The organism is Massilia sp. 01N417 (genome assembly GCF_056399645.1).
Window position 1 is genome coordinate 1 of the sequence record NZ_JBFTRS010000034.1, and the last position, 22,265, is coordinate 22,265.

Genomic DNA, 22,265 nt, shown 5'->3' on the forward strand with positions numbered 1-22,265 from the left:
CCGGCAGCCCCATCCCGGCAGCCCCATCGCGCCGTCGCGCGCGCCTGGCGCGCGGCTGGCTGGCCGCCACCGCCTGGCTGGGCGCGGGCGGCGTCGCCTTCCACGCCTTCGGGATCGCGCGCCAGATGGGCGGCTGGCGCAACTGGAGCCAGAACCTGCTGAGCGGACCGCCGCTGCCGGCGCCGCCCAGCTTTTCCGCACTGGCGCTGGCCGGACGCGCCGCCCTGGCGCTGCGCGCCCGCGAGCCGGCATGGCGGGAGGCGGCATGAGCGCGAGCGCCCGCTACCCCGGCTACGACGTGCTGGCCAAATGGGACAGCCCTTCCTTCGACGACAGCACCCGGCGCGTGCTGGGCCGGCGCCTGGACGAAGTCCCGCCGCGCCGCTTCCTCAGCGAAGCCGAATGGGACTTGCTGGAAGCCGTCAACCGGCGCCTGCTGCCCCAGCCGGAGCGTCCCGAACCGATCCCGATCACGCCCTGGATCGACGCCATGCTGCACGATAATCTCGGCGAGGGCTTCCGCCATCCGGACATGCCGCCGCTGCGCGAATGCTGGCGCCTGGGCCTCGCCGCCCTCGCCGACGAGGCCCGCTGCCGCCACGGCCGCGACTTCACGGCGCTCGATGCGGCCGAACAGGATGCCCTGCTGCAGGCGCTGGCGGACCAGGACCTGCGCTCGCCGCAATGGCAGGCGCTGCATTCGGAGCGCTTCTTCACGCAGTGGCTGCTCAAGACCGCGGCCGGCATCTATTACGCCCACCCCTGGGCCTGGAGCGAGATCGGCTTCGGCGGCCCGGCCAGCCCGCGCGGCTACGTGCGCCTCGGCTTCGACAGCCGCGACCCATGGGAGGCGCGCGCGGTCAAGGCGAAGGACCCGGACTGATGGACTACCTGCCGCGCACCGGACAGGGACGCGCGCCCGACGTCTTCGAACGCGGCGGCTGGATGCCGATGCGCGAATACCGCGACGATGAGGCGGTGGACTTCGCCATCGTCGGCGCCGGCGCCGGCGGCGCCACCCTCGCCTGCAAGCTGGCCGAGGCCGGCTTTTCGGTGGTCGTGCTGGAGGCCGGTCCGTTCTGGCGCCCGCTCGAGGATTTCGCCTCCGACGAGGAAGCCCAGCAGCAGTTGTACTGGCTGGACGAACGCCTGAGCTCCGGCGCCGATCCGATCGCCCTCGGCGGCAACAATTCCGGTTGGGGCGTGGGTGGCTCGACGGTCCATTTCAGCATGATCTCCTTGCGCTTCCGGCCCGAGTGGTTCCGTTCGCGCAGCCTGCTCGGCTATGGCCTCGACTGGCCGCTCACCTACGACGAGATGGCGCCGTATTACGAGGAAGCCGAGCGCGCGCTGGCGATTTCCGGCCCGCTGCGTTATCCCTGGGGCCCGCCGCATCGCCGCTATCCCTACCGCGAGCACGAGATGAACGCCGCCGGCCTGGTGCTGGCGCGCGGCGCCGAACGCATGGGGGTGGCCTGGTCGGCGGTGCCGCTGGCGACGGTGTCCGCGCCGCGCGGCAAATCGCCGCCCTGCGTCTACCGCGGCTTCTGCAATTTCGGCTGCTCGACCAACGCCAAGCAGAGCGCGCTGGTGGTCTGGATCCCGCGCGCGCTGCGCGCCGGCGCCGAGGTGCGCGACCTCGCCATGGCCGGGCGCATCGAACTGGATGCGAAGGGCCTGGCCAGCGGCGTGCATTACCGCCGCGGCGGGCAATGGCGCTTCCAGCGCGCACGCAACGTGGTGGTGGCCGGCTATGCGATCGAGACCCCGCGCCTGCTGTTGAACTCGGCCTGTCCGTCCTTCCCCCAAGGCCTGGCCAACCGTTCCGGCCTGGTCGGCACCCACCTGACCACCCATGCGGGACCGGGCGTGTGGGCACGCTTCGACGAAGAGATCCGCTGGAACAAGGGGCCGCCCAACATGGCCGTCTGCGAGCACTGGAACTACGCCGACGACGGCAAGGACTTCGCCGGCGGCTATGCCTTCATGAGCCAGGGCCCGCTGCCGCGCGCCTGGGCCCAGCTGGTCGCCACCTCGCGCCGGCTGTGGGGCGAGCGGCTGCGCGAGGCCATGCTCGACTACAACTACATGAGCGGCCTGGTGGCCGTCGCCGAGACCGAGCCGCGCCCCGGCAACCGCGTCATCCTGGCCGACGAGCGCGACCGGCATGGACTGCCGATCGCCCACGTCGAATTCTCCTACTCGGACAACGACCGCCGCATGCAGGAACATGCGCGGCGCTATATGGGCCGGATGCTGGAAGCGGCCGGCGGCCGGGACCTGTGGACCAGCGAGGACACCAGCCACATCCTCGGCACCTGCCGCATGGGCAACGATCCCGACAGCAGCGTGGTCGACTCGATCGGACGCAGCTGGGACGTGCGCAACCTGTGGATCTGCGACGGCTCGCTGTTCCCGACCAGCGGCGGGGTCAACCCCTCGCTCACGATCCAGGCCCTGGCCTGCCGCATCGGCGACCGCATCCGCAGCCTGGCCGCACGTGGAGAACTCTGACATGAGGAAGCCATGAGCAAGATCGCCAGCATCTTCGACCTCGAAACCCTGGCCAGGGAACGCCTGCCGGGCGTGCTGTTCGACTACATCCACGGCGGCAGCGAGCAGCAGCTGACCCTGCAGCGCAACCTGGACGACATGCGCGCCCTGGCGCTGCGCCAGCACAGCCTGCGCAACGTGGCCCGGCGCGACACCGCGACCACCATGGCCGGCGATCCGGCGCGCATCCCGCTGGCGGTGGGGCCGACCGGGCTGGCGGGATTGATGTGGCCGAACGGCGAGTGCGAGGCGGCGCGCGCGGCGGCCGACTACGGTGTGCCCTACTGCCTGTCGACCTGCTCGATCAATTCGATCGAGGACGTGGCGGAAGCGACCGGCAAGCCCTTCTGGTTCCAGCTCTACCTGATGAAGGCCCGGCGCGTCAATGAAAGCCTGATCCACCGCGCCCTCGCCGCCAACTGCTCGGCGCTGGTGCTGACCATCGACCTGCACACCCAGGGCAAGCGCTGGGCCGACGAGAAGGAAGGCCTGGGCGTGCCGCCGCGGCTGACGCCCAGGAACGTGATGGAGATGCTGACCCATCCGCGCTGGCTGGCCGGCATGGCGGGAAGCAGGCGCCACACCTTCGGCAACCTCGAGCACGAGATCGAGGCAGGCGGCTCGGTGGGTTCGCTGTCGAAGTGGATCGAAGCGCAGTTCGACCCGACCTTCGACCTCGACACCGTGCGCTGGGTGCGCAAGGAATGGCCGCGCAAGCTGATCCTGAAAGGCGTGATGCATCCGGACGATGCGCGCAGCGCCCTCGACATCGGCGCCGACGGCATCATCGTCTCCAACCACGGCGGGCGCCAGCTGGACAGCGCGCCGTCCTCGATCTCGGTGCTGCCGCAGATCGCGGAAGCGGTCGGCGGCCGCATCGAAGTGCTGTTCGACGGCGGCATCCGCACCGGCGGCGACATCGTCAAGGCCCTCGGCCTCGGCGCGCATGCCTGCCTGAGCGGGCGCGCCTGCCTGTACGGCCTGTGCGCCAAGGGCCGCGACGGCGTCTATTGCGCGCTGCAGCTGTTCGAACAGGAGCTGCAGGACTGCATGATGCTGTCCGGGCTGTCCAGCGTGTCCGAGGTCCCGCCCGGCGTCGTCACCCCGCAGCCGCCGCTCGGAGGACGCCGATGAGGGCGGCCCCCTACTCCTTCATGTTCGCCAGCGGGATCGAGAACGGCAACCCGGCCAGATGGAAGAATGCACCCACCACACCCATTGGCGCACCGACTTCGCGCTGGCGGCCGGTCTCGGCATCCGCACCCTGCGCTATGGCCTGCCCCCGCGCGGGCTGTTCGACCTGGACCGCAAGGTCCGGCCGGTCGGCGAAGCCTACCGCAAGCTGATCGCCGACTGGCGCGTCCGCCTCGGCGCTTGAGGCGGGCCCCGGGGCAAGCTCAGCGTCCCAGGCGCGGCGCCACCGTGGATGGATGCTGCCAGGGCGCCTGCACCGCGCTGCGGGTGGCATAGTCGGCGCCGGACAGAATGAACAGCAGCGCAAGCGTGGCCAGGCCCGCCAGCGCCGTCAGGCGCAGCAGCGGATGGGTCACGCGCAGGCGCATGAAGACCAGGCCCACCAGCACCACCTTGAGCGTGGCGACGGCCATGCCGATCGCGGTATTGATCCAGCCCAGCTGCAGCCAGGCGGTGCCGGCGCTGATCGCCAGCAGGGCCAGCAAGGCCAGCCAGGTCAGGACCAGGGGACGGATGCGGGAATGGCGTTCCATGCTAGCCTCCCGCCCTGCCGACCAGGTAGAGCAGCGGATACAGGAAGATCCAGACCACGTCGACGAAGTGCCAGTACAGGCCCGCGTATTCGATGGCGTCGGCGGACACGCCCACCGGCGGCGGATGGCGCAGCTTGACCGCCATCGCCAGGCACACCAGGATGCCGATCGTCAGGTGGACCGCATGCAGCCCCGTAAGGACGAAATACAGGATGAAGAACAGTTGCATGCCGGGCAACTGCTGCAAGTGACCGCCCTGCTCCGGCCGGAAGCGGGAACCGGGAAAGAGGTTTTCCTGGAAATCGTTGTGGTACTCCCAGCCCTTCAGCACCAGGAAGACGAAGCCCAGCGCCGCCACCGCCCACAACAGCCGCATGGCGCGCGGCCGCCGGCCGCTTTCGGCGGCATTGCCCGCCAGCGCCATCAGGAAGCTGCTGGTCAGCAGCACCGCGGTGTTGGCGGTGCCGAGCAGGTAGTCGGTATGGCGGCTGGCGGCGGCGCTGGCCTCGGGATAGTGGACCCGCAGGTAGAGGTAGCCGAACAGCAGCGGGCCGAAGAACAGCAGTTCGCTGGCGATGAACACCCACATGCCGAAGGTGCCGGCGAAGGATTGCTGCTCGCGGCTGGTGAACTGCTCGGCGTGGGGCTGCTCGACGGTACTCATGGGCTCAATCGGTATGGTAGGCGTAGGGGCCGCGCGCCACCACCGGCGGCTGGGCGAAGTTGTGGATGGGAGGCGGCGACGCCGCCTGCCATTCGAGCCCGGTGGCCTGCCAGGGATTCGGCGGCGCCGGGCGGCCGTAGCGCAGCGACCAGGCCAGGTAGCCCAGCGGCAGCAGGTAGCCGATCGCCAGCGTGACCGCGCCGGCCGAGGACAGCACGTGCAGCAGCTGGAACTCTTCCGGATAGCTGTGGTAGCGGCGCGGCATGCCGGCATAGCCGAGCAGGTATTGCGGGAAGAAGGTCAGGTTGAAGCCGGCGAAGATCACCACCGCGGCCAGCCTGCCCCAGGCTTCCGAGTACATGCGGCCGGTGATCTTCGGCCACCAGAAGTGGATGCCGCCCAGGTAGGCCATCACCGAGCCGCCGACCATGATGTAGTGGAAGTGGGCGACCACGAAATAGGTATCGGACAGGTGGACGTCGAGGGCCAGCGCGGCCAGGAACAGCCCGGTCAGGCCGCCGATCGTGAACAGGCCGACGAAGCCGAGCGCGTACAGCATCGGCGCGGAAAACGTGATCCTGCCCTTGTACAGGGTGGCGGTCCAGTTGAACACCTTGATCGCGGACGGCACCGCCACCATGAAGGACAGCAGCGAGAACACCATGCCCGCATACACCGACTGGCCGCTGACGAACATGTGGTGGCCCCACACCAGGAAGCCGATCACGCCGATGGCCAGGATCGCATAAGCCATGAAACGGTAGCCGAACACGGGGCGGCGCGCGAAGCAGGGAATGATCTCGCTGGCCACCCCCATCGCCGGCAGCACCATGATGTAGACCGCCGGGTGCGAGTAGAACCAGAACAGGTGCTGGAACAGCAGCGGGTCGCCGCCCAGCGCGGGGTCGAAGATCCCGACCTGGAACAGGCGCTCGACGGCCACCAGCACCAGGGTCATGGCCAGCACCGGTGTGGCCAGCACCAGGATCAGCGAGGTGGCGTAGTTGGCCCACACGAACAGCGGCAGACGGAACCAGCCCATGCCGGGCGCCCGCATGGTGTGCACGGTGACGATGAAGTTCAGTCCCGTCAGGATCGAGGAAAAGCCCACCACCAGCACCCCGGTCAGGGCCAGCACCACGTGCGAGTTCGAGAACATGGTGGAGAACGGGGTATAGAAGGTCCAGCCGGTGTCGACGCCGCCGGCCAGCAGCGCCCACAGGACGATCGCGCCACCAACCATGTAGAGGTACCAGCTGGCCAGGTTCAGGCGCGGGAACGCCAGGTCGCGCGCGCCGATCATCATCGGCATCAGGAAGTTGCCGAGCACCGAGGGTATGGACGGAATCAGGAACAGCCACACCATGATCACGCCGTGGGCGGTGAACAGCTTGTTGTAGGTGTCGGCGCTGACCAGGTCGCCCTGCGGCGTGGCCAGCTCCAGGCGGATCAGGGCCGCTGCGATCCCGCCGAGGAAGAAGAACAGCGTGATCGACGCCGCATACAGCAGCGCGATGCGCTTGTGGTCGCGCGTGCCCAGCCAGGAGCCCAGGGTCCAGCCCTCGGACAGGTAGCTGCGTGCGGGCCGCGAGGTTGGCCCCTCGCCCTCCTCCTCGATCAGGCTAAGGTCGCTCTGTGGACGGGTCATGTCCGCTCTCCCTGAGGTATTCGATGATCGCCAGCAGGTCCTCCTCGCCGATCTGGCCGGCGAATGAGGGCATGATGGGGTCGTAGCCGGCCACGATGTCCTTGCGCGGCAGGTAGATGGAATCGCGCACGTAGGCTTCGTCGGCCGTGATCTCGCGGCCGTCCTGCAGGTGCACGCGGCGCCCCAGCAGATTGGCGAGGTCGGGCGCGTGCACGCTGGAGCCGGCGGCGTGGCAGCCGCTGCAGCCGTACTGGCGGAACAGCGCGAAGCCGCGCGCGGCCATGCCGGGCTGGCGCGGGCCCTCGGCCAGCCAGCGTCCGTACTCCGCGGGCGGCAGCACCACGATCTTCCCCGTCATCATGGCGTGCTCGGTGCCGCAGTACTCGGCGCAGAACAGCTCGTATTCGCCGGCCTTGCTGGGCGTGAAGCCGATCGAGGTGTAACGCCCCGGCACCGCGTCCTGCTTGATGCGGAAGGCCGGCACGAAGAAGCTGTGGATCACGTCCTGCGAGGTCAGCACCAGGCGCACCGGGCGCCCCAGCGGCAGGTGCAGCTGGCCGACCTCGCGCCGGCCGTTGCGGTGCTCGGCCTTCCACATCCACTGCTTGGCCACCACGAAGACGGGCGTGGCGGCAGGATCGGGGCGGTACAGGGCGGCATAGTCGATCGCGCCCCAGGCGTAGAGGCCGAGGAAGAGCAGCATCGGGATCGCTGTCCAGGCGATTTCCACGGGCAGGTCCTTGGACGGCACGTGGCTGCGGTCGGCTTTGGAACGGGCGCGGTAGCGCACGCAGAACACGATCATCATGACCAGCACGCCCAGCGCCACCGCGCCGGTCAGCAGCAGCAGGCACAGCGCCAGGCTGTCGAGACGGGTGGCGGACGATGCGCCGTCCGCCGGCAACAGGTGGAAAGGCGCCGTCATGGCCTGCCCTCCTTCGCGGCATGGACGCTGCGCCGGCGCCACAGCCATCCGCCCATGCCCAGCAGGGCCAGCAGCACGCCGCTGCGCACCGCCGCCATCGCCGCGCCGCTGTTCCTGCCGAGCGCCGGGTCGTAGTGGGTGCACAGCATCAGCAGGCGCTCGCCGAGGGAGGGCGCGCTGCTGCCGCTGCCGTCGCGCGCCGCCTGCAGCGCCGTGCGCAGCGCCGCCGGATCGAAGCGCACGCCGGGGAAATACCGCGTGACGCGCCCGCCGGCATCGAGCACGACGAAGCCGGCGGCATGGGCAAACTCGCCGGTCTCCTGGTCACGCAGGGCACGGTAGCCCAGCGCCGCCTCGATGCGCGCCAGCGCGGGCGCATCGGCGGTCAGCATGCGCAGGTCGGCAGCGCCGCCGGGCAGCAGGGAAGCATAGGCCCGGCGCTTGGATGCCGCTGCCTGGGCGCCGTCGCGCGGGTCGATCGAGAAGCCGACCAGGCGGTAGCTGCCGGCCGCCATCCCGCCCAGCGCGAGGGCCTGCAGCACGCCCTCGAACAGGGTGCTGCACAGGTTCGGACAGCTGTAGTAGCCCGGCACCAGCACCACCGGCGCGGTGCCGAACAGCTCGCCCAGGCGCAGCGGCCGGCCCGCCTCGTCGCGCAGCATGGCGTCGAGCGGCAGGCGGGCGCCGATCGCCGGCGAAAAATCCGCCGCCGGCTGGGCCGGCAGGCGCAGCGCCTGGGCGCCGGCCGTCCCACAGCACAGCGCCAGCATGAAGCAGGCGGCCCCGAATAGCTGCAATAGCCGGCTCATGGCTTGTTCTCCTGCTGGCGGCGCGCGGCCAGCAGCCGCATCGCCTCGTCCAGCGGAATGTGGGCGATGCCGGCCTGGCGGTCGACCCAGCCGTAGCTGGCGAGGCGTTTCTCTTTTTCCGCGAAATAGGCGGCGCGATCAATCTGCGGGGCCGGCTGCAGGCGCGGCGCCGGGATCGCCGCCGGCGGCTGCGCGGTGTTCGCCACCGGTCCCAGCCTGTGCAGCAGCCACCAGGAGCCGGCCACCGCGAACACGATGCCGCCCGCGATCGCCAGCGCCCCGCGCCGGATCGCGCGGACGTGGATGCCGCCGTCTTCGCTCTCAGGCATGCGCCGCCCTCCTCTTCATCTCCGCGCCGCGCCAGGCCAGCCAGGCCAGCAGGACGCCGGCCAGCACCGGCAGCGGCGCCAGCCACGTCCAGTGGGCCGTCAGGCCCGTCACCGACGGCAGTACCAGCCACCAGCAATCGAGCAGGTGGACCGCCAGCAGCAGCGCCGCCAGTCCGCCCATCATCTTCGGCGCCTGCTTGGCATGGCGCGACAGCAGGATCAGCAGCGGTCCCGCGAAATGCACGACGGCCAGGGTCCAGGCCACCGCTTTCCAGCCCGGCGTGGCGCGCAGCAGGTACCAGGAGATCTCGCGCGGCAGGTCGGCCGACCAGATGATCAGGAACTGCACATAGGCCAGGTAGGCCCAGGTCAGCACATACATCATCAAGAGGTTGCCGAAGTCCGGCAGGCGCGCGCGCGCGGCCTCGCGGTCGATCAGCAGCACCGCCAGCGCCAGCCCGCTCAGCATCTGGCCGGTGCCGGTCAGCCAGCCGAACACGCTCGAATACCATTCCGGCCGCAGCGACATCAGCCAGTCGATCGACGCCAGCCCGCTCGAAAAGACGAAGGCCAGCAGGCAGGCGGCGGCGCGGCCACCCGAGCGGTGGCGGGCGCGCAACTCGATCCAGGCCAGCGCGCTCCACAGCAGCAGGTAGGCCAGGCTGCGCGCCACGAAGAAGCCGGGGCTCAGCCACAGCTTGCGGAAGGCGGTGTCCGGCTCCACCGGCCCGGCGCCGGCCCAGGGGTACAGCAGATGCATGCCGGCCAGCACCGGCAGGAACAGCAGGCAGGCCAGCGGCAGCCAGCGCGCCGCGCGCAGCAGCGGGGTGCGGATGATTTCTCCCCAGTCGCCGCCGGTGAGCTGGTGCAGCCAGACATTCGCCAGGCCGCCCAGCAGCGCGCCGGTGACGAACCACCACAGCACCAGGTAGCCCGCCAGCAGTGCGCGCAGGTCGATGCGCCAGCCGACCAGGGCCAGCACGGCGGCCGTCGCCACGGCGGCGATCGCGAGCACGGCGCGGTTCATGGCCTGCCTCCGGCGGCCGCAGCTGCGGCCGGGGCTGCGACCGCCGGCTGGGCGTCCAGCTTCGCCCGGATATCCGGCGGCAGGCCGTCCGCCGGCGCGTTCTGGCTCAACTGCAGGGCGCGGATGAAGGCCACGATGGCCCAGCGCTCGGCCGGTTCGATGCGGTCGGCATAAGGCACCATCACGCCGTAGCCGTTCGTGATCACGTCGTAGATGTGGCGGTCCGGGGCCTCGCGCAGGCGCGGCTGGTGATAGGTGGGCGGTGCCGGAAAGCCGCGCCGCACCACCAGGCCGTCGCCGTCGCCCACCGGGCTGTGGCAGGGCAGGCAGTAGATCATGTAGCGCTCGCGGCCGCGCTCCAGCAGGCGCAGGTCGACCGGATAGGGATTCGCCTGCGCGGTCTCGGCGGCGATGTCTTCCTGCACGGCGGCGCCGCCTTTGCGCCCGCCGGTGCTGTCGGAAAAGGCGCCGCGGGCGCGCGGCTGGGTGCCGGCCGGCGGCGTGCGCGCCGAGGCGCCGTCCGGGAACAGGGTGCTGGCGGCGAAGGTCTTGTAGCGCGGCTGGTCGTACATGTCCTGCTTTGCCCGTTCGCAGCCGGCCAGCAGGAGCAGCGCCATGAACATGCCCGGGATGCATCTCATGCCGGCACCTCGCGCACCAGCATCGGATGCAGGCCTTCCAGCAGGTCGCGCGCCGGGCCCGGCGCGAACACCGGATCGTGGGCCGGCAGGCAGAGGAAGAAGCGGTTGCGGCTGGCCAGCTCGAACTCCTCGACCTCGAACAGCGGGTGGTAGAGCTTCGGCAGGCCGTTCTGGACCAGCATGGCCAGCACCGCCGCCACCGCCGCGCCCAGGATGGTCAGCTCGAAGGTCGGCGGAATGAAGGACGGCCAGGAGTGCAGCGGCCGGCCGCCGACATTGATCGGGTAGTCGACCACGGCCGCATACCACTGCAGGAAATAGGTGCCGGCGCCGCCCAGCACGCCGCCGATGAGGGCCGCCGGCGCGACCCAGCTGCGCCGGGTGCCGAGCACCTGTTCGAGGCCCTCGACCGGGAAGGGACTGTAGGCTTCGGCATGGGTGTAGCCGTGCGCCCTCGCCTCCCTGGCCGCCGCGCACAGGCTGTCCGCGTCGGGGAATTCGGCCAGCAGGCCGTACACGGCCCGGCTCGGTTTTTGCCTCATTTCTTGCCCTCCGCGGTGTCGCGCACCAGCTCGCGCATCTCGGCCATCGAGATCAGCGGCAGGAAGCGCACGAACAGCAGGAACAGCCAGACGAAGAAGGCGATCGAACCGAACAGCGTGATCCAGTCCCAGCGGGTCGGGTAGAACATGCCCCAGCTTGATGGCAGGAAATCGCGATGCAGCGAGGACACCACGATCAGGAAGCGCTCCATCCACATGCCGCAGTTGATCGCGAGGCTGAGCAGGAACAGGATCGGCACGCTGTGGCGCATGCGCCGCCACCACAGGATCTGCGGCAGCACGATATTACAGGTCAGCATGCTCCAGTAGACCGGCGCATACGGGCCCACCCAGCGGTTGATCGTCATGTAGGTCTCGTACTTGTCGCCGCTGTAGAAGGCGGTGAAGATCTCGGACAGGTAGCCGTAGCCCACCATCCAGCTGGTCGCCAGCAGCACCTTGGCCGCATTTGCCAGGTGGCGCCCGGTGATGAAGTCCTGCAGCCCGAAGACGGCGCGCAGCGGGATCGCCAGGGTCAGCACCATCGCGAAGCCCGAGAACAGCGCGCCGGCCACGAAGTACGGCGGGAACACGGTCGAGTGGTAGCCGGGCGTGTTGCCGACCGCGAAGTCGAGCGACACGATGGTGTGCACCGACACCACCAGCGGCGTCGCCAGCCCCGCCAGCAGCAGATAGGCTTTCTCGAAACGGGCCCAGTGCCGCGCATCAAAGCGCCACCCCAAAGCCAGCAGGCCGTAGGCCACCTGGGCGCCGCGCTGGCCGCGCAGGCCGGCGCGGTCGCGCAGGGTGGCCAGGTCGGGAATCAGGCCCAGGTACCAGAACATCAGGGAGACCAGCAGGTAGGTGGCGATCGCAAAGAAATCCCACACCAGCGGGCTGCGCCATTGCGGCCACACGTTCATCACGTTCGGATAGGGCACGATCCAGTAGAAGAACCAGGGCCGGCCCAGGTGCAGGATCGGAAACAGGCCGGCGATGCTGGCCGCGAACAGGGTCATGGCCTCGGCGAAGCGGTTGATCGAGGTGCGCCAGCGCTGGCGCAGCAGGAGCAGGACGGCCGAGATGAAGGTGCCGGCGTGGCCGATCCCGATCCACCAGACGAAGTTCCCGATCGCGAAGCCCCAGGCCACCGGGATGTCGACGCCCCAGATGCCGATGCCCTTCGCCAGCAGCCAGCTGACCGCGACCAGCAGCGCCATCACGCCGGCCGAGGCGGCGAGGAAGGCGCTCCACCACTTCCAGCCGAACTTCCCGTTCAGGACGATGCCGGCGATCTTGTCGCTGACGTCGGCATAGCCCCAGCCGGCGCGCAGCTCCGGGGTGTCGCGGGACCTGGGCTGCGGCGCGCTCATTCCAGCTCCGGGTCCGGGTTGACCAGGCGCGCGGTGTAGCTGGTGCGCGGCCGGGTGTTCAATTCCTGCAGCAGGGCGTAGTCGAAGGGCGAGGACTTGGCCGCCAGGACGTCGCTGCGCGGATCGTTCAGGTCGCCGAAGTGGATCGCCGCCGTCGGGCAGGCCGCCTGGCAGGCGGTGACGACTTCGCCATCAAGGATGCGGCGGCCCTGCTTCTCGGCGTCGATGCGGGCGCGCGTGATGCGCTGCAGGCAGTAGCTGCATTTTTCCATCACGCCGCGCCGGCGCACCGTCACCTCGGGGTTCTGCAGCGCCTTCAGGCTTTCCAGCTTCTGGTTCGAATACTGCAGGAAGTTGAAGCGGCGGACCTTGTAGGGGCAGTTGTTCGAACAGAAGCGCGTGCCGATGCAGCGGTTGTAGACCTGGACGTTCAGGCCTTCGTCGTCGTGCACGGTGGCGCCGACCGGGCACACCTCTTCGCAGGGCGCATGCTCGCAATGCATGCAGGGCACCGGCTGGAACAGCGTGCGCGCACCCAGGCGGTAGCGGTCGACCCGGATCCAGTGCATGCTGCGGCCGCGCATCACCTCTTCCTTGCCGACCACCGGGATATTGTTCTCGGCCTGGCAGGCGACGGTGCAGGCGGCGCAGCCGATGCAGGCGTTGAGGTCGATCGCCATGCCCCATTTGTACTCGTCGTAGCGGTATTCCGGATACAGCGAGGTCTTGCCGCCCTCTTCCTCTTCGCGCTTCTTCGGCGCCGCCTTGGCCCCGGCCCGCGCCACCTTCACCGGATCGCGCCCGTGCATGTCGACCTCGCGCTGGCGCAGCGCGAACACATGGCCGCCCATGGTGGCGTCGAGCCGCAGCGGCACCGGCCCGCCCAGCGCGGCCTGGGGACGCAGGCGGTAGGCGTCGAAGCCGACCGCATTGCCGACCGAGCCGGCGCCGCTGCGCCCGTAGCCGAGCGGCAGCGTGACCACGCCCTCGGCCTGCTCCGCCAGCACCATTACCGGCGCCTCGATGCTGCGGCCGTCCACCGTCAGGCGGGCCACGCCGCCATCGAGCAGGCCGGCGCGCCTGGCGGTGGCGGGGCCGATCAGGGCCGCGTTGTCCCAGGTGAGCGAGGTCAGGGGCCGCGGCAGCTCCTGCAGCCAGGCGTTGTTGCAGAACTCGCCGCCATCGACGGCCGGATCCGGCACGAAGCGCGCCACCAGCGGCGGCGTTTCCAGCTTCGGCATGTCCACCGGCGGCACCTCGCGCACCGTCACCTCCGGCGCGGCGCTGCCCTCGACCAGGCCGCGGCGCAGGGCTTCGCGCCAGAAGGCGTCGAAGGCCGGGCCGGCCAGTTCCGGACGCGCGGCCTGCCAGGCGGCGCGCGCCAGCACCAGGCCGTCGCGGCTGCCCTCGCCCAGCAGGGTCGCCAGCACCGTGTGCGCGGAGCGTCCGCCATACAGGGGCGCGATCAGCGGCTGCACGATGCTGGCCGTTCCGTCATGGGCGCGGGCATCGCTCCAGGCTTCGTAACCGTGCGCCAGCGGCAGGTGCCAGCCGGCCTCGCGCGCGGTCTCGTCGCGGTAGAGGCCGAGGTGGGCGCTCAGCGGCACGCGACGCAGGGCCTGGGCGAAGCCGAGTGCGGGCGGTGCGGTGTAGACCGGGTTCGTGTCCAGCATCAGCAGGGTGTCGACCCGGCCGGCCTGCATGTCGGCCGCCAGTCCGGCGAGCGTGGCGCCATGATCGGGCGCGCCGAGCGCGACCCGCTCGATATGGGCGACGGGGGCGACGGGGCCCTGCTGCCCGCCCAGGCGCTGGTTGAGCAGGTGGGCCAGGGCGCGGCTGGCCGGGCTCAAACCCGGTCCGGCCACCACCAGCGCATGGCCGCGCGACCCGCGCAGCGCCATCGCCACCGCCGTCTCCCAGCGCGCGACGGCGGGATCCGGCGCGGTGCCGCCGCCGGGCGCCGCTTCCAGCAGGCCGGCGATGCGCCACAGCGAGGCTTCGATCTCGTGCGGCGCCCGCGCCAGGCGCTCGTCGGCGTAGGCGCCGGTGAGGGTCGGCGTGGACTCCATCGCATACAGGCGGTTGGCGGCGACGTTGGCGCCCAGCCGGCGCGGCGCGGTGAAGGCGCGCGCATGGGCCACGCCGGCGCCCCGCCCGCCCTCGGCACCGAACAGGTCGGCGTCCAGGGTCAGCAGCACGGCCACCTTGTCGAGCCGGTACAGGGTGTCGAGCGGACGCCCGAAGGCCAGGCTGGCGGCGGCCGCGGCGCCGTCGTCGTGCAGCGGATCCCAGGCGTGCCAGCGCATCGCCGGGTACTTCTTCTGCAGCGCCGCCAGCTGGGCCGCCAGGGTCGGCGAGGTGGCCGGGCCGGTCAGGACGCGCAGGCCGGCGCCGCCGTCGCGCGCGAACCGCGGGCGGCGCGCTTCCAGGGTCGCCTCGAAGGCCGACCAGCTCGACAGCTCCGTCCCCTGCTGCACCGTCTGCGAGCGGTCCGGGTCCCACATCTGCAGGATCGAGGCCTGGGCGAAGACGTCGGTGGCGCCGCCGCTGACGGGATGCTCGGGATTGCCCTCGACCTTGGTCGGCCGCCCCATATTGGTCTCGACCAGCACGCCGTGGGCGAAGCCGCGCCGCACGAAGGCGGTGGCGTAGAACAGCGGCAGCCCCGGCACGTCCTGCTCCGGCATCCGCACATAGGGCACGATGGCCTCGGGCGGCGGCCCGCTGCAGCCGGCGCCGGCCAGCGCCGCGGAAGCCGCCATCAGCTTCAGGAAGCGGCGCCGCGACGGCTCGTCCCGGCCGTGATCGCGATCGCGATCGTGATCGTGATCGTGATCGTGATCGTGGATGGGGATGACGGGATGGCCGGTTCTGTTCATCGGTGGCAGGTCGAGCAGTTGGTCAGCGCATTCGTGCTGCGCAGGCGGTACAGGCGGTCGAGCTGGCGCACTTCCTCCGGCGTCAGCGGCCGCTCGGGCGCCATCGACAGCACCTTGCCGAGCGGGCGGACGTGCTGCGGCGCAGTGCGGTGGCAGCCGAGGCACCACTGCATCTCGAGGGTGGCGGTGCGCCAGGTCAGCGGCATCTGGTCGACGCGGCCATGGCATTCGACGCAGGCCACGCCCTTGTTCACATGGATATCGTGTTCGAAGTAGACGAAGTCGGGCAGGTCGTGCACCCTCACCCAGTGGATCGGCCGGCCGCTGCGCGCGCTCTCGTGCAGCGGCGCCAGCGCGGGCGAATCGAGGAAGAGCTGCGAGTGGCAGCTCAGGCAGATGCCGGTCGAGGGCATGCCGGCGAAACCGGATTTTTCGACCGAGGTGTGACAATAGCGGCAATCGATGCCGTCGTCGCCGGCGTGGTGCTTGTGGCTGAAGGCGATCGGCTGGTTGACCGGTTCGTAGATGCCGTTACGCGGCGTCATCTCCCAACGCGCCACCGCCACCGCCGCCACGGCGATGCCGAGGATGAGCAGCAAAGCCAGTTTGACGACCAGCACGGCAGGCTTGGAAAACGGCGGCGCCATCGAGAATGCTTATTAGCAAAAGAAATGGATTGGTGACTATGCAGTTGTTTTTTTGATACTTCATTTAGTATAGGCGAGTGTCGGCAATCGGTCCGCACGCTTGAATTGACGGGTAAACCCGTTGCAATTGAATACATTGACAGGCAGCCGCCTGGCCCATAATGGGCGCATGACTATCTCGACCTCGACCTCGTCGCCGGGCCTCGGCGCCACGAGCGGCAGCCTGTCCGATCTCTACACCAGCGCCACCCAGTCGCTGCTGGCCAGGAACCCGGCCGTCAAGCTCCTCGATACGCAGCTGCAGCGCGACAACGCGCGCCTGTCCAGCCTGGGCAGGATGGCGCTCGCGCTGGACGCTTTCCGGAACGCCGCCGGCGGCCTGTCCGCCGCCGGGATGGACATGTCGGCCAGCAGCAGCACCAAGGCGGTCGAGGCCAGCCTGAACGGCACCACGGCGACGGCCGGCTCGCATACGGTCGAGGTCAAGCAGCTGGCCCAGGCCCAGCAGCTGGCCAGCAAGGCCCTGGCCGCCCGCGATGCCCCGATCGGCAGCGGCGCCGCCACGGTGATCAAGATCGACACCGGTTCGGCGTCCAAATCGCTGCGCATCGACGGCAGCAACAACACCCTGGACGGCATCGCCAAGGCCATGCGCGATGCCGGCCTGAATGCCGAGGTGGTCCAGGACGGCAAGGGCTTCGCCCTCAAGCTGACCGGCAGCAGCGGCGCCGCGAACGGCATGCGCATCAGCGTCAGCGGCGACCCCGCACTGCAAGGACTGCTTTCCTACGGCAACGGCGGCAACAGCGCGATGACGGAAAAGACTGCCGCCCAGGACGCCCAGCTGGTGGTCGACGGCAAGACCGTCACGGCAAGCACGAACAAGGTCGACAACGCCATCGCCGGCATCTCGCTGACCCTGGCCGCGGCCGGCAAGAGCGAGGTGCAGGTGGCCCGCGATCCGTCCGCGATCGCCGCCAACGTGAAGAACCTGGTCGGCGCCTTCAACACCATGGGCAGCCAGCTGGCCGCGCTGCGCAGCGGCGACCCGGGCTCCGACTCGGCGCTGAACCAGGTGACCGTGCAGATCAACCAGGTGCTCGACGCCGCCGACCCGAAAGCGCTGGCCGGGGTCGGCATCACGCGCAAGAGCGGCGCCCTGGTGCTCGACGAGGCCAAGCTGAAGGCGGCCGTCGCCGCCGACCCGGACAAGGTGACGGCGCTGTTCGCGAATGGCGGCAAGGGCCTGGCCGAACAGCTGGCCAGGCGCGCCGGCCAGCAGATCGCCACCGGCGGCACGGTGGCGAACCAGGCCATCGCGGTCAGGCAGGATGCGGACAAGCTGAGCGACAAGAAAGCGAAGATCGTCGACACCGTCAACCGCCAGGCGGCGATGCTGGCGCAGCAGTATTCGCTGGCCGGATCGGGCATCGGCGGCAGCGCGCTGTTCGGCAATGGTCAGGTCAAGCCGATGTCGCTGTTCGACTTCATGGCCTGAGCGTCAGCACGTAGCGTCCGTAGGGCACGCCGCGGATCGGCGGCAGATCGGCATCGCGCACGAAGCCGAGCGCCTCGTACATGCGCAACGCCGAGGCCATGATCGGGCTCGTATGCAGGCCGACTGCGGGCGCCCCGGCGTCGCGCGCCAGGCGCAGGCAGCCCGCCACCAGTTCGCGCCCGGCGCCCTGCCCGCGCCGCCGGGGATCCACCACCAGCATGCGGATCACCGACCAATCGGTCGGGAAGAAGGCGGCGCGCGGCTGCCCCGGCCTCACGTGCGCGACCGCGCCGGCAACGACGCCATCCTGCTCGGCCACCAGTAACTCGGCCTGCGCCGCCAGGTCGGCCATCTTGCCGATCCCTTCGATGAAGCCGGGCCAGTCGGCGTAATCCCGCGAATACTGCATGAAGGCCGCCCGCGCCACCGCGTTGACGGCCCCGCGGTCGCCGTCCGCGTACGGGCGAACGCGGATCATGCCGCCCGCCCGATGTCGTCCTTGATCCACCACAGCGAGGGATTGTTGTCGGCCAGGTCGCGCAGCAGGTCCCACACCACCTTCACCCGGCGCAGGCGATACAGGTCGGTGGGCGCGGCCAGCCAGAAGGAGCGCTCGGCGTAGAAGCCGGGCAGCACCGGCACCAGGCGGCCGTCGTCCGGAATCGCATAGGGCGGCGCCATCATCAGGCCCATGCCCAGCGCCGCCGCCTCGACCTGGGCGCCCATGCCGAGCGAGCAGAAGCGCCGCCGCGGCGTGAATCGGAGTTCGTTCAGGTAGGACAGCTCGCGGCTGGCCAGGCGGTCCTGCACATAGTCGACGAAGTCGTGGCCTTCGAGGTCGGCGTGGGTGCGGATCGGCGGATGGCGGTCCAGGTAGGCGGGCGAGCCGTACAGGTAGAAGCGGAAGCTGGCCAGGCGCGTGACCACGTAGCGGCCGGTGGCCGGCGGATCCAGCATCACGCCGAGGTCGGCCTCGCGGTTGGCCAGGTTGGCGAAGCGCGCCAGCGACAGCATCTCGATCGACAGGTCGGGATGGGTGTCGAGCAGCTTGACCAGCAGCGGCGCCACCACCCGCACTCCGAACACGTCCGGCACGCCCAGCCGCACCACGCCCTGGGCGCCGAGCTCGGTGCCGCCCAGCTGCTCGAGCGCGGCCAGCGACGCCCCTTCCATCGCTTCCGCATGCGGCAGCAGGGCGTGGCCCCTCTCGGTCAGCTCGTAGCCTTCGCGCGAGCGGTCGAACAGGGTGGTGCCGAGCTGGCTTTCGAGGCGATCGATGCGCCGCGCCACGGTGGTGTGCTCGACGTCCAGCCGGCGCGAGGCGCCCGACAGGGTCCCCGCACGCGCCAGTTCAAGGAAGAAACGCAGGTCAGTCCACTCAGGCAAGGTATTCATAGGTTGATTGTCTGATATCAGCAACAATTATTGTGCACCAGTGCACATTTTGGCGCCAAGACTTTCCTTGAATTAGGTCTTCGGCCGCCTGCTGCCAGAGTGGGAGCCGGCGTTTTTACGTCACACATGGGTGCGTCTCAAAACATCCCTGTGCATTTTTGCACACCTGTTGAGCGCGTTGTTATCTATTCAACCAGTCTTGTGCGCGGCAAACTTCCTTCCGTGCGAAAAAACCTGAACGCATGCGCTATCAATAAAATTAGGAGACATACAATGCGTCGTACCGATAACAGACTGATGCTGCTGAACCGTTCCGCCATCTCCACCGCCGTCCTGCTGGCGCTCTACGGCGCCGCGGTCGGGGTAGCCCATGCCCAGGAAGGTGCGGACGCCGCCAACGCCGCGCCCGCCGCCACCGCAAACACCAATGCCAATGCCAACGGCGACAACATCAACCAGGTGGTCGTCACCGCCCGCCGCCGCGCCGAACTGATCCAGGACGTGCCGGGCGCCGTCACCGCGATCTCGGGCGCCGAGCTGGAAAAGCAGGCCGTGCCCGACATCACCGCCCTGACCGACAGCACCCCGAACACCACCCTGAAGGCCTCGCGCGGTACCAACACCACGCTGACCGCCTTCATCCGTGGCATCGGCCAGCAGGACCCGGTCGCCGGCTACGAGCAGGGCGTCGGCATCTACCTCGACGACGTCTACCTGGCCCGTCCGCAAGGCGCCCTCACCGACATCTACGACCTCGAGCGCATCGAAGTGCTGCGCGGCCCGCAGGGTACCCTGTACGGCCGCAACACCATCGGCGGCGCCGTCAAGTACGTGACCCGCAAGCTGGCGCCGAAGCCCACCCTGGACGCCAAGGTCACCTTCGGCAACTACGGCGAGAAGGACCTGGTGGTCAAGGGCAGCATGCCGATCTCCGACATCCTGCGCATCGGCGCCACGGTCGGCACCTTCAACCGCGACGGTTTCGGCCACAACATCCTGAACGGCCGCCAGAACTACAACAAGGACGTGGTCGCCGGCCGCGTCAGCCTCGAGCTGACCCCGACCCCGGACCTGTTCATCCGCCTGGCTACCGACAAGACCGTCGACGATTCCGAGGCCCGCCAGGGCCGGCGCCTGACCCTGGGCCCGGCCCCGGGCAATATCCAGCCGGCCTCCGGCACCTACGACACCCGCGCCAACCTGTACAAGGTGCTGGGCCACGAGCAGCAGGTCACCGTCGAAGGAACGTCGCTGCTGGCCGAATACACGATCGATCCGACCCTGTCGGTGAAGTCGATCACCGCCTACCGCAAGTCGAAGTCCTATGCGCCGATCGACTTCGATTCGCTCGAACTGCCGCTGTGGGAAGCGCCGTCCTTCTACAAGGACAACCAGACCAGCCAAGAATTCCAGCTGACCTACACCGGCGACAAGGTGCAGGGCGTGGCCGGCCTGTTCTACATGAAAACCAATGCCTACAACGACTTCGACGTGCTGTACAACGCCGCCGGCGGCCTGTCGCTGCTGACCCACGACGACATCGACTCCAAGACCTGGGCCGCCTACGCCGACGCCAGCTACAACGTGACCGATGCCTTCAGCGTCACGGTGGGCGGCCGCTATACCGAGGACGAGCGCCGCGCCGAGATCTTCAAGGCCACCTACCTGGGCCTGAACGATTCGCCGCGCCTGGGCAACCCGGGCGCCGTGATCTTCGGCGCGCCGAACACCAACCTCGGCAAGGATGCCCTGCACCGCACCGACAAGAAGTTCACGCCGAAACTCGGCTTCGGCTACAAGCTGACCCCGGAACACAATCTGTACACTACCTGGTCGAAGGGCTTCAAGGGCGGCATGTTCGATCCGCGCATGGACCTGGCCGCCACCGGCGGTCCGAACTCCGTCGTGTCGCTGGCCAAGCGCAAGGGCGTCGACCCTGAAGAAGTCAGCAGCATCGAGCTGGGCGTGAAGTCGTCGATGAACGGCGGCCGCCTGCAGACCAATGCCGCGGTCTTCTACACCGACTACAAGAACGTGCAGATCCCGGGTTCGATCCCGACCTATGCCGCCGACGGCAGCGTGAACGGCTTCGCCGGCAGCCTGACCAACGCCGGCAAGGCCAAGATCAAGGGCCTGGAACTGGAAGCGGTCGCCTACCTGACCAACCAGCTCAGCGTAAACGCGATGTACAGCTACATCGACGCCAAGTACAACGAGTGGATGGTGGCGAACGGCGCCAACCTGGTGAACATCGCCGGCAGCACCGAGTTCCAGAACACCCCGAAGAACTCGGCCAACATCGCCATCAACTACGACTGGCCGGTCAGCATCATGGGCCGTTCGGGTTCGATGAGCTTCATGAACAGCGTCTCCTACAAGAGCAAGGTGTACCAGACCGAGATCGCGCGCAGCACCGGCGTGGCCAGCCTGGACGCCACCATCCCCGGCAACCTGATGCTGGCCCAGGATGGCTATGCGCTGTGGGATGCGGGCGTGGTCTGGACCAGTTCCGACCGCAAGATCCAGGTCGGACTGCATGGCCGCAACCTGGCCGACAAGCGCTACAAGACCGCCGGCTACAACTTCTCCGGCTTCTTCAACACCGTGACCGCGTTCTACGGGGACCCGCGCACCGTGCGCGCCACCCTCAACGTGAAGTTCTGATCGCCCCGCCCGATGGCTGCAGGGCGTCCCGCGGGGCGCCCTTTTTTAAAATCACAACGGGGTCCAATGTCCAACTACACTGAAATCAGCTTTACGAGCGATGACGGCCTGCAGCTGTACGCACGCGATTACGCCGCCGCTTCGGGACCCGCGCGCCTGCCCGTGATCTGCATCCACGGCCTGACCCGCAACTCGGCCGACTTCGACGAGCTCGCCCCGGTGATCGCGGCGCAGTCGCGGCGCGTGCTGGCGCTCGACGTGCGCGGACGCGGACGCTCGCAGCGCGATCCCGATCCCGACAACTACCACCCGAACGTCTATGCCGGCGACGTGGTCAAGCTGATGTCCGACCTCGGCATCGCCCGCGCGGTCTTCATCGGCACTTCGATGGGCGGCCTGATCACCATGGCGCTGGCGGCCCGGGATATCGACCTGATCGCGGCGGCCATCATCAACGACATCGGCCCGGTGCTGTCCGAAAAAGGACTGGCGCGCATCGCCGGCTATACCGGCAAAGCCGCCTCGCTGGAGTCCTGGGACGACGCCGCCTGCTACGTCAAGGACATCAACCTGTGCGCCTTCCCCGACAACTCCGATGCGGAGTGGGACAAGTGGGCGCGCCGCGCCTTCGAGCAGGACGGCGAGGGCCGGCTGGCACCGCGCTATGATCCAAACATTGCCATTGCATTACAAACCGGTAAACTCCGTCCGACGTCCCTGGCGGGCCGCATGGCCTTCCGGCGGCTGGCGCGCAAGCGTCCGGTCCTGCTGGTGCGCGGCGAGCTGTCCGACCTGCTGGAGCAGCGCCAGTCCGACTGGATGCGGCGCGCCGCCCCCGGCATGCAGTACGTCGAAGTGCCCAAGGTCGGCCATGCGCCGATGCTGACCGAGCCGGCGGCACTCGAGGCGATCGCCCGGTTCCTGGCGACCGTGCCCTGAATAAA

General features: G+C 69.3%; 21 protein-coding genes and 1 pseudogene. 8 read left to right on the forward strand and 14 right to left on the reverse strand.

From position 1 onward, the window contains the following. From AC1DOQ_RS25560 to AC1DOQ_RS25580, 5 genes and pseudogenes are all read left to right on the forward strand, one after another. A pseudogene (locus tag AC1DOQ_RS25560) lies at positions 1-269 on the forward strand (hypothetical protein); the annotation flags it as partial. Further along, the gene (locus tag AC1DOQ_RS25565; protein ID WP_477370754.1) at positions 266-883 is read left to right on the forward strand and encodes a gluconate 2-dehydrogenase subunit 3 family protein; all 618 of its coding nucleotides are present in this window, start codon (positions 266-268) and stop codon (positions 881-883) included. The pseudogene AC1DOQ_RS25560 and the gene AC1DOQ_RS25565, both read left to right, overlap by 4 nt. After that, on the forward strand, positions 883-2,514 hold the full coding sequence (locus AC1DOQ_RS25570) for a GMC family oxidoreductase (RefSeq protein WP_477370757.1): 1,632 nt from the start codon (positions 883-885) through the stop codon (positions 2,512-2,514). The genes AC1DOQ_RS25565 and AC1DOQ_RS25570 overlap by 1 nt, the downstream gene beginning before the upstream one ends. A 12-nt stretch (positions 2,515-2,526) precedes the next feature. Next, entirely contained in the window at positions 2,527-3,687 is a 1,161-nt protein-coding gene (locus AC1DOQ_RS25575; protein ID WP_477370760.1) for an alpha-hydroxy acid oxidase, read from the forward strand. Positions 3,688-3,745: 58 nt separating this feature from the next. Then, positions 3,746-3,931, forward strand: a complete 186-nt coding sequence (locus tag AC1DOQ_RS25580; protein ID WP_477370762.1) for a hypothetical protein — start codon at positions 3,746-3,748, stop codon at positions 3,929-3,931. A gap of 19 nt (positions 3,932-3,950) precedes the next feature. Here the strand turns inward: AC1DOQ_RS25580 and AC1DOQ_RS25585 are convergent, their stop codons facing one another. Genes AC1DOQ_RS25585 through AC1DOQ_RS25640 form a run of 12 tightly spaced genes read right to left on the reverse strand, consistent with a single transcriptional unit; the run spans position 3,951 to position 15,764 of the window. Next, positions 3,951-4,280: a cytochrome C oxidase subunit IV family protein gene (locus AC1DOQ_RS25585; protein WP_477370765.1), complete on the reverse strand. Its 330-nt coding sequence runs from the start codon at positions 4,278-4,280 to the stop codon at positions 3,951-3,953. 1 nt (position 4,281) lies between these two features. Next, a complete protein-coding gene (locus AC1DOQ_RS25590; protein WP_477370768.1) occupies positions 4,282-4,944 on the reverse strand; it encodes a cytochrome c oxidase subunit 3 family protein in 663 nt (220 codons plus the stop codon). A 4-nt stretch (positions 4,945-4,948) separates the two neighbouring features. Beyond that, positions 4,949-6,592, reverse strand: coding sequence for a cytochrome c oxidase subunit I (gene ctaD / locus AC1DOQ_RS25595; RefSeq protein ID WP_477370771.1), 1,644 nt, complete (start codon positions 6,590-6,592; stop codon positions 4,949-4,951). Next, entirely contained in the window at positions 6,567-7,517 is a 951-nt protein-coding gene (gene coxB / locus AC1DOQ_RS25600) for a cytochrome c oxidase subunit II (protein WP_477370774.1), read from the reverse strand. Before coxB ends, ctaD begins: the two co-directional genes overlap by 26 nt. Continuing rightward, the gene (locus AC1DOQ_RS25605) at positions 7,514-8,326 is read right to left on the reverse strand and encodes an SCO family protein (protein WP_477370777.1); all 813 of its coding nucleotides are present in this window, start codon (positions 8,324-8,326) and stop codon (positions 7,514-7,516) included. Before AC1DOQ_RS25605 ends, coxB begins: the two co-directional genes overlap by 4 nt. Continuing rightward, entirely contained in the window at positions 8,323-8,655 is a 333-nt protein-coding gene (locus tag AC1DOQ_RS25610) for a hypothetical protein (RefSeq protein WP_477370780.1), read from the reverse strand. Before AC1DOQ_RS25610 ends, AC1DOQ_RS25605 begins: the two co-directional genes overlap by 4 nt. Then, entirely contained in the window at positions 8,648-9,682 is a 1,035-nt protein-coding gene (locus AC1DOQ_RS25615) for a hypothetical protein (protein WP_477370783.1), read from the reverse strand. The genes AC1DOQ_RS25610 and AC1DOQ_RS25615 overlap by 8 nt, the downstream gene beginning before the upstream one ends. Next, a complete protein-coding gene (locus tag AC1DOQ_RS25620) occupies positions 9,679-10,323 on the reverse strand; it encodes a c-type cytochrome (protein ID WP_477370786.1) in 645 nt (214 codons plus the stop codon). The genes AC1DOQ_RS25615 and AC1DOQ_RS25620 overlap by 4 nt, the downstream gene beginning before the upstream one ends. Further along, positions 10,320-10,865, reverse strand: a complete 546-nt coding sequence (locus tag AC1DOQ_RS25625; RefSeq protein WP_477370789.1) for a DUF3341 domain-containing protein — start codon at positions 10,863-10,865, stop codon at positions 10,320-10,322. Before AC1DOQ_RS25625 ends, AC1DOQ_RS25620 begins: the two co-directional genes overlap by 4 nt. Then, on the reverse strand, positions 10,862-12,238 hold the full coding sequence (nrfD, locus tag AC1DOQ_RS25630) for an NrfD/PsrC family molybdoenzyme membrane anchor subunit (protein ID WP_477370792.1): 1,377 nt from the start codon (positions 12,236-12,238) through the stop codon (positions 10,862-10,864). The genes AC1DOQ_RS25625 and nrfD overlap by 4 nt, the downstream gene beginning before the upstream one ends. Further along, positions 12,235-15,117 (reverse strand): 4Fe-4S dicluster domain-containing protein, encoded by a 2,883-nt coding sequence (locus AC1DOQ_RS25635; RefSeq protein WP_477370795.1) that lies wholly within the window; start codon positions 15,115-15,117, stop codon positions 12,235-12,237. The genes nrfD and AC1DOQ_RS25635 overlap by 4 nt, the downstream gene beginning before the upstream one ends. Continuing rightward, positions 15,114-15,764, reverse strand: coding sequence for a cytochrome c3 family protein (locus AC1DOQ_RS25640; RefSeq protein WP_477370798.1), 651 nt, complete (start codon positions 15,762-15,764; stop codon positions 15,114-15,116). Before AC1DOQ_RS25640 ends, AC1DOQ_RS25635 begins: the two co-directional genes overlap by 4 nt. Before the next feature lie 169 nt (positions 15,765-15,933). Between AC1DOQ_RS25640 and fliD the strand changes: the two genes are divergently transcribed. Next, positions 15,934-17,262 carry a flagellar filament capping protein FliD gene (gene fliD, locus AC1DOQ_RS25645; RefSeq protein ID WP_477370801.1) on the forward strand — a complete coding sequence of 443 codons (1,329 nt, stop codon included), beginning with the start codon at positions 15,934-15,936 and terminating at the stop codon, positions 17,260-17,262. Here fliD and AC1DOQ_RS25650 read toward each other — a convergent pair. Next, positions 17,252-17,740: a GNAT family N-acetyltransferase gene (locus AC1DOQ_RS25650; protein WP_477370804.1), complete on the reverse strand. Its 489-nt coding sequence runs from the start codon at positions 17,738-17,740 to the stop codon at positions 17,252-17,254. The two genes, fliD and AC1DOQ_RS25650, sit on opposite strands and share 11 nt — an antisense overlap. Next, complete coding sequence (locus AC1DOQ_RS25655) at positions 17,737-18,657, reverse strand: LysR family transcriptional regulator (RefSeq protein ID WP_477370807.1); 921 nt, start codon at positions 18,655-18,657, stop codon at positions 17,737-17,739. The genes AC1DOQ_RS25650 and AC1DOQ_RS25655 overlap by 4 nt, the downstream gene beginning before the upstream one ends. A 273-nt stretch (positions 18,658-18,930) precedes the next feature. Between AC1DOQ_RS25655 and AC1DOQ_RS25660 the strand changes: the two genes are divergently transcribed. Further along, positions 18,931-21,321 carry a TonB-dependent receptor gene (locus tag AC1DOQ_RS25660; RefSeq protein ID WP_477370810.1) on the forward strand — a complete coding sequence of 797 codons (2,391 nt, stop codon included), beginning with the start codon at positions 18,931-18,933 and terminating at the stop codon, positions 21,319-21,321. Positions 21,322-21,387: 66 nt separating this feature from the next. Next, positions 21,388-22,260 (forward strand): alpha/beta fold hydrolase, encoded by an 873-nt coding sequence (locus AC1DOQ_RS25665; RefSeq protein ID WP_477370813.1) that lies wholly within the window; start codon positions 21,388-21,390, stop codon positions 22,258-22,260. Positions 22,261-22,265 lie beyond the last annotated feature (5 nt).

Excerpts from the sequence above, each read along its gene's own strand:
- AC1DOQ_RS25640 (WP_477370798.1), bottom strand. The coding sequence starts at position 15,764 with ATGGCGCCGCCGTTTTCCAAGCCTGCCGTGCTGGTCGTCAAACTGGCT.
- AC1DOQ_RS25570 (WP_477370757.1), top strand. The coding sequence starts at position 883 with ATGGACTACCTGCCGCGCACCGGACAGGGACGCGCGCCCGACGTCTTC.
- AC1DOQ_RS25665 (WP_477370813.1), top strand. The coding sequence starts at position 21,388 with ATGTCCAACTACACTGAAATCAGCTTTACGAGCGATGACGGCCTGCAG.
- ctaD (WP_477370771.1), bottom strand. The coding sequence starts at position 6,592 with ATGACCCGTCCACAGAGCGACCTTAGCCTGATCGAGGAGGAGGGCGAG.
- AC1DOQ_RS25635 (WP_477370795.1), bottom strand. The coding sequence starts at position 15,117 with ATGAACAGAACCGGCCATCCCGTCATCCCCATCCACGATCACGATCAC.
- nrfD (WP_477370792.1), bottom strand. The coding sequence starts at position 12,238 with ATGAGCGCGCCGCAGCCCAGGTCCCGCGACACCCCGGAGCTGCGCGCC.
- fliD (WP_477370801.1), top strand. The coding sequence starts at position 15,934 with ATGACTATCTCGACCTCGACCTCGTCGCCGGGCCTCGGCGCCACGAGC.
- AC1DOQ_RS25650 (WP_477370804.1), bottom strand. The coding sequence starts at position 17,740 with ATGATCCGCGTTCGCCCGTACGCGGACGGCGACCGCGGGGCCGTCAAC.
- AC1DOQ_RS25610 (WP_477370780.1), bottom strand. The coding sequence starts at position 8,655 with ATGCCTGAGAGCGAAGACGGCGGCATCCACGTCCGCGCGATCCGGCGC.
- AC1DOQ_RS25605 (WP_477370777.1), bottom strand. The coding sequence starts at position 8,326 with ATGAGCCGGCTATTGCAGCTATTCGGGGCCGCCTGCTTCATGCTGGCG.
- AC1DOQ_RS25655 (WP_477370807.1), bottom strand. The coding sequence starts at position 18,657 with ATGAATACCTTGCCTGAGTGGACTGACCTGCGTTTCTTCCTTGAACTG.
- AC1DOQ_RS25590 (WP_477370768.1), bottom strand. The coding sequence starts at position 4,944 with ATGAGTACCGTCGAGCAGCCCCACGCCGAGCAGTTCACCAGCCGCGAG.
- AC1DOQ_RS25615 (WP_477370783.1), bottom strand. The coding sequence starts at position 9,682 with ATGAACCGCGCCGTGCTCGCGATCGCCGCCGTGGCGACGGCCGCCGTG.
- coxB (WP_477370774.1), bottom strand. The coding sequence starts at position 7,517 with ATGACGGCGCCTTTCCACCTGTTGCCGGCGGACGGCGCATCGTCCGCC.
- AC1DOQ_RS25625 (WP_477370789.1), bottom strand. The coding sequence starts at position 10,865 with ATGAGGCAAAAACCGAGCCGGGCCGTGTACGGCCTGCTGGCCGAATTC.
- AC1DOQ_RS25580 (WP_477370762.1), top strand. The coding sequence starts at position 3,746 with ATGGAAGAATGCACCCACCACACCCATTGGCGCACCGACTTCGCGCTG.
- AC1DOQ_RS25585 (WP_477370765.1), bottom strand. The coding sequence starts at position 4,280 with ATGGAACGCCATTCCCGCATCCGTCCCCTGGTCCTGACCTGGCTGGCC.
- AC1DOQ_RS25575 (WP_477370760.1), top strand. The coding sequence starts at position 2,527 with ATGAGCAAGATCGCCAGCATCTTCGACCTCGAAACCCTGGCCAGGGAA.
- AC1DOQ_RS25660 (WP_477370810.1), top strand. The coding sequence starts at position 18,931 with ATGCGTCGTACCGATAACAGACTGATGCTGCTGAACCGTTCCGCCATC.
- AC1DOQ_RS25565 (WP_477370754.1), top strand. The coding sequence starts at position 266 with ATGAGCGCGAGCGCCCGCTACCCCGGCTACGACGTGCTGGCCAAATGG.
- AC1DOQ_RS25620 (WP_477370786.1), bottom strand. The coding sequence starts at position 10,323 with ATGAGATGCATCCCGGGCATGTTCATGGCGCTGCTCCTGCTGGCCGGC.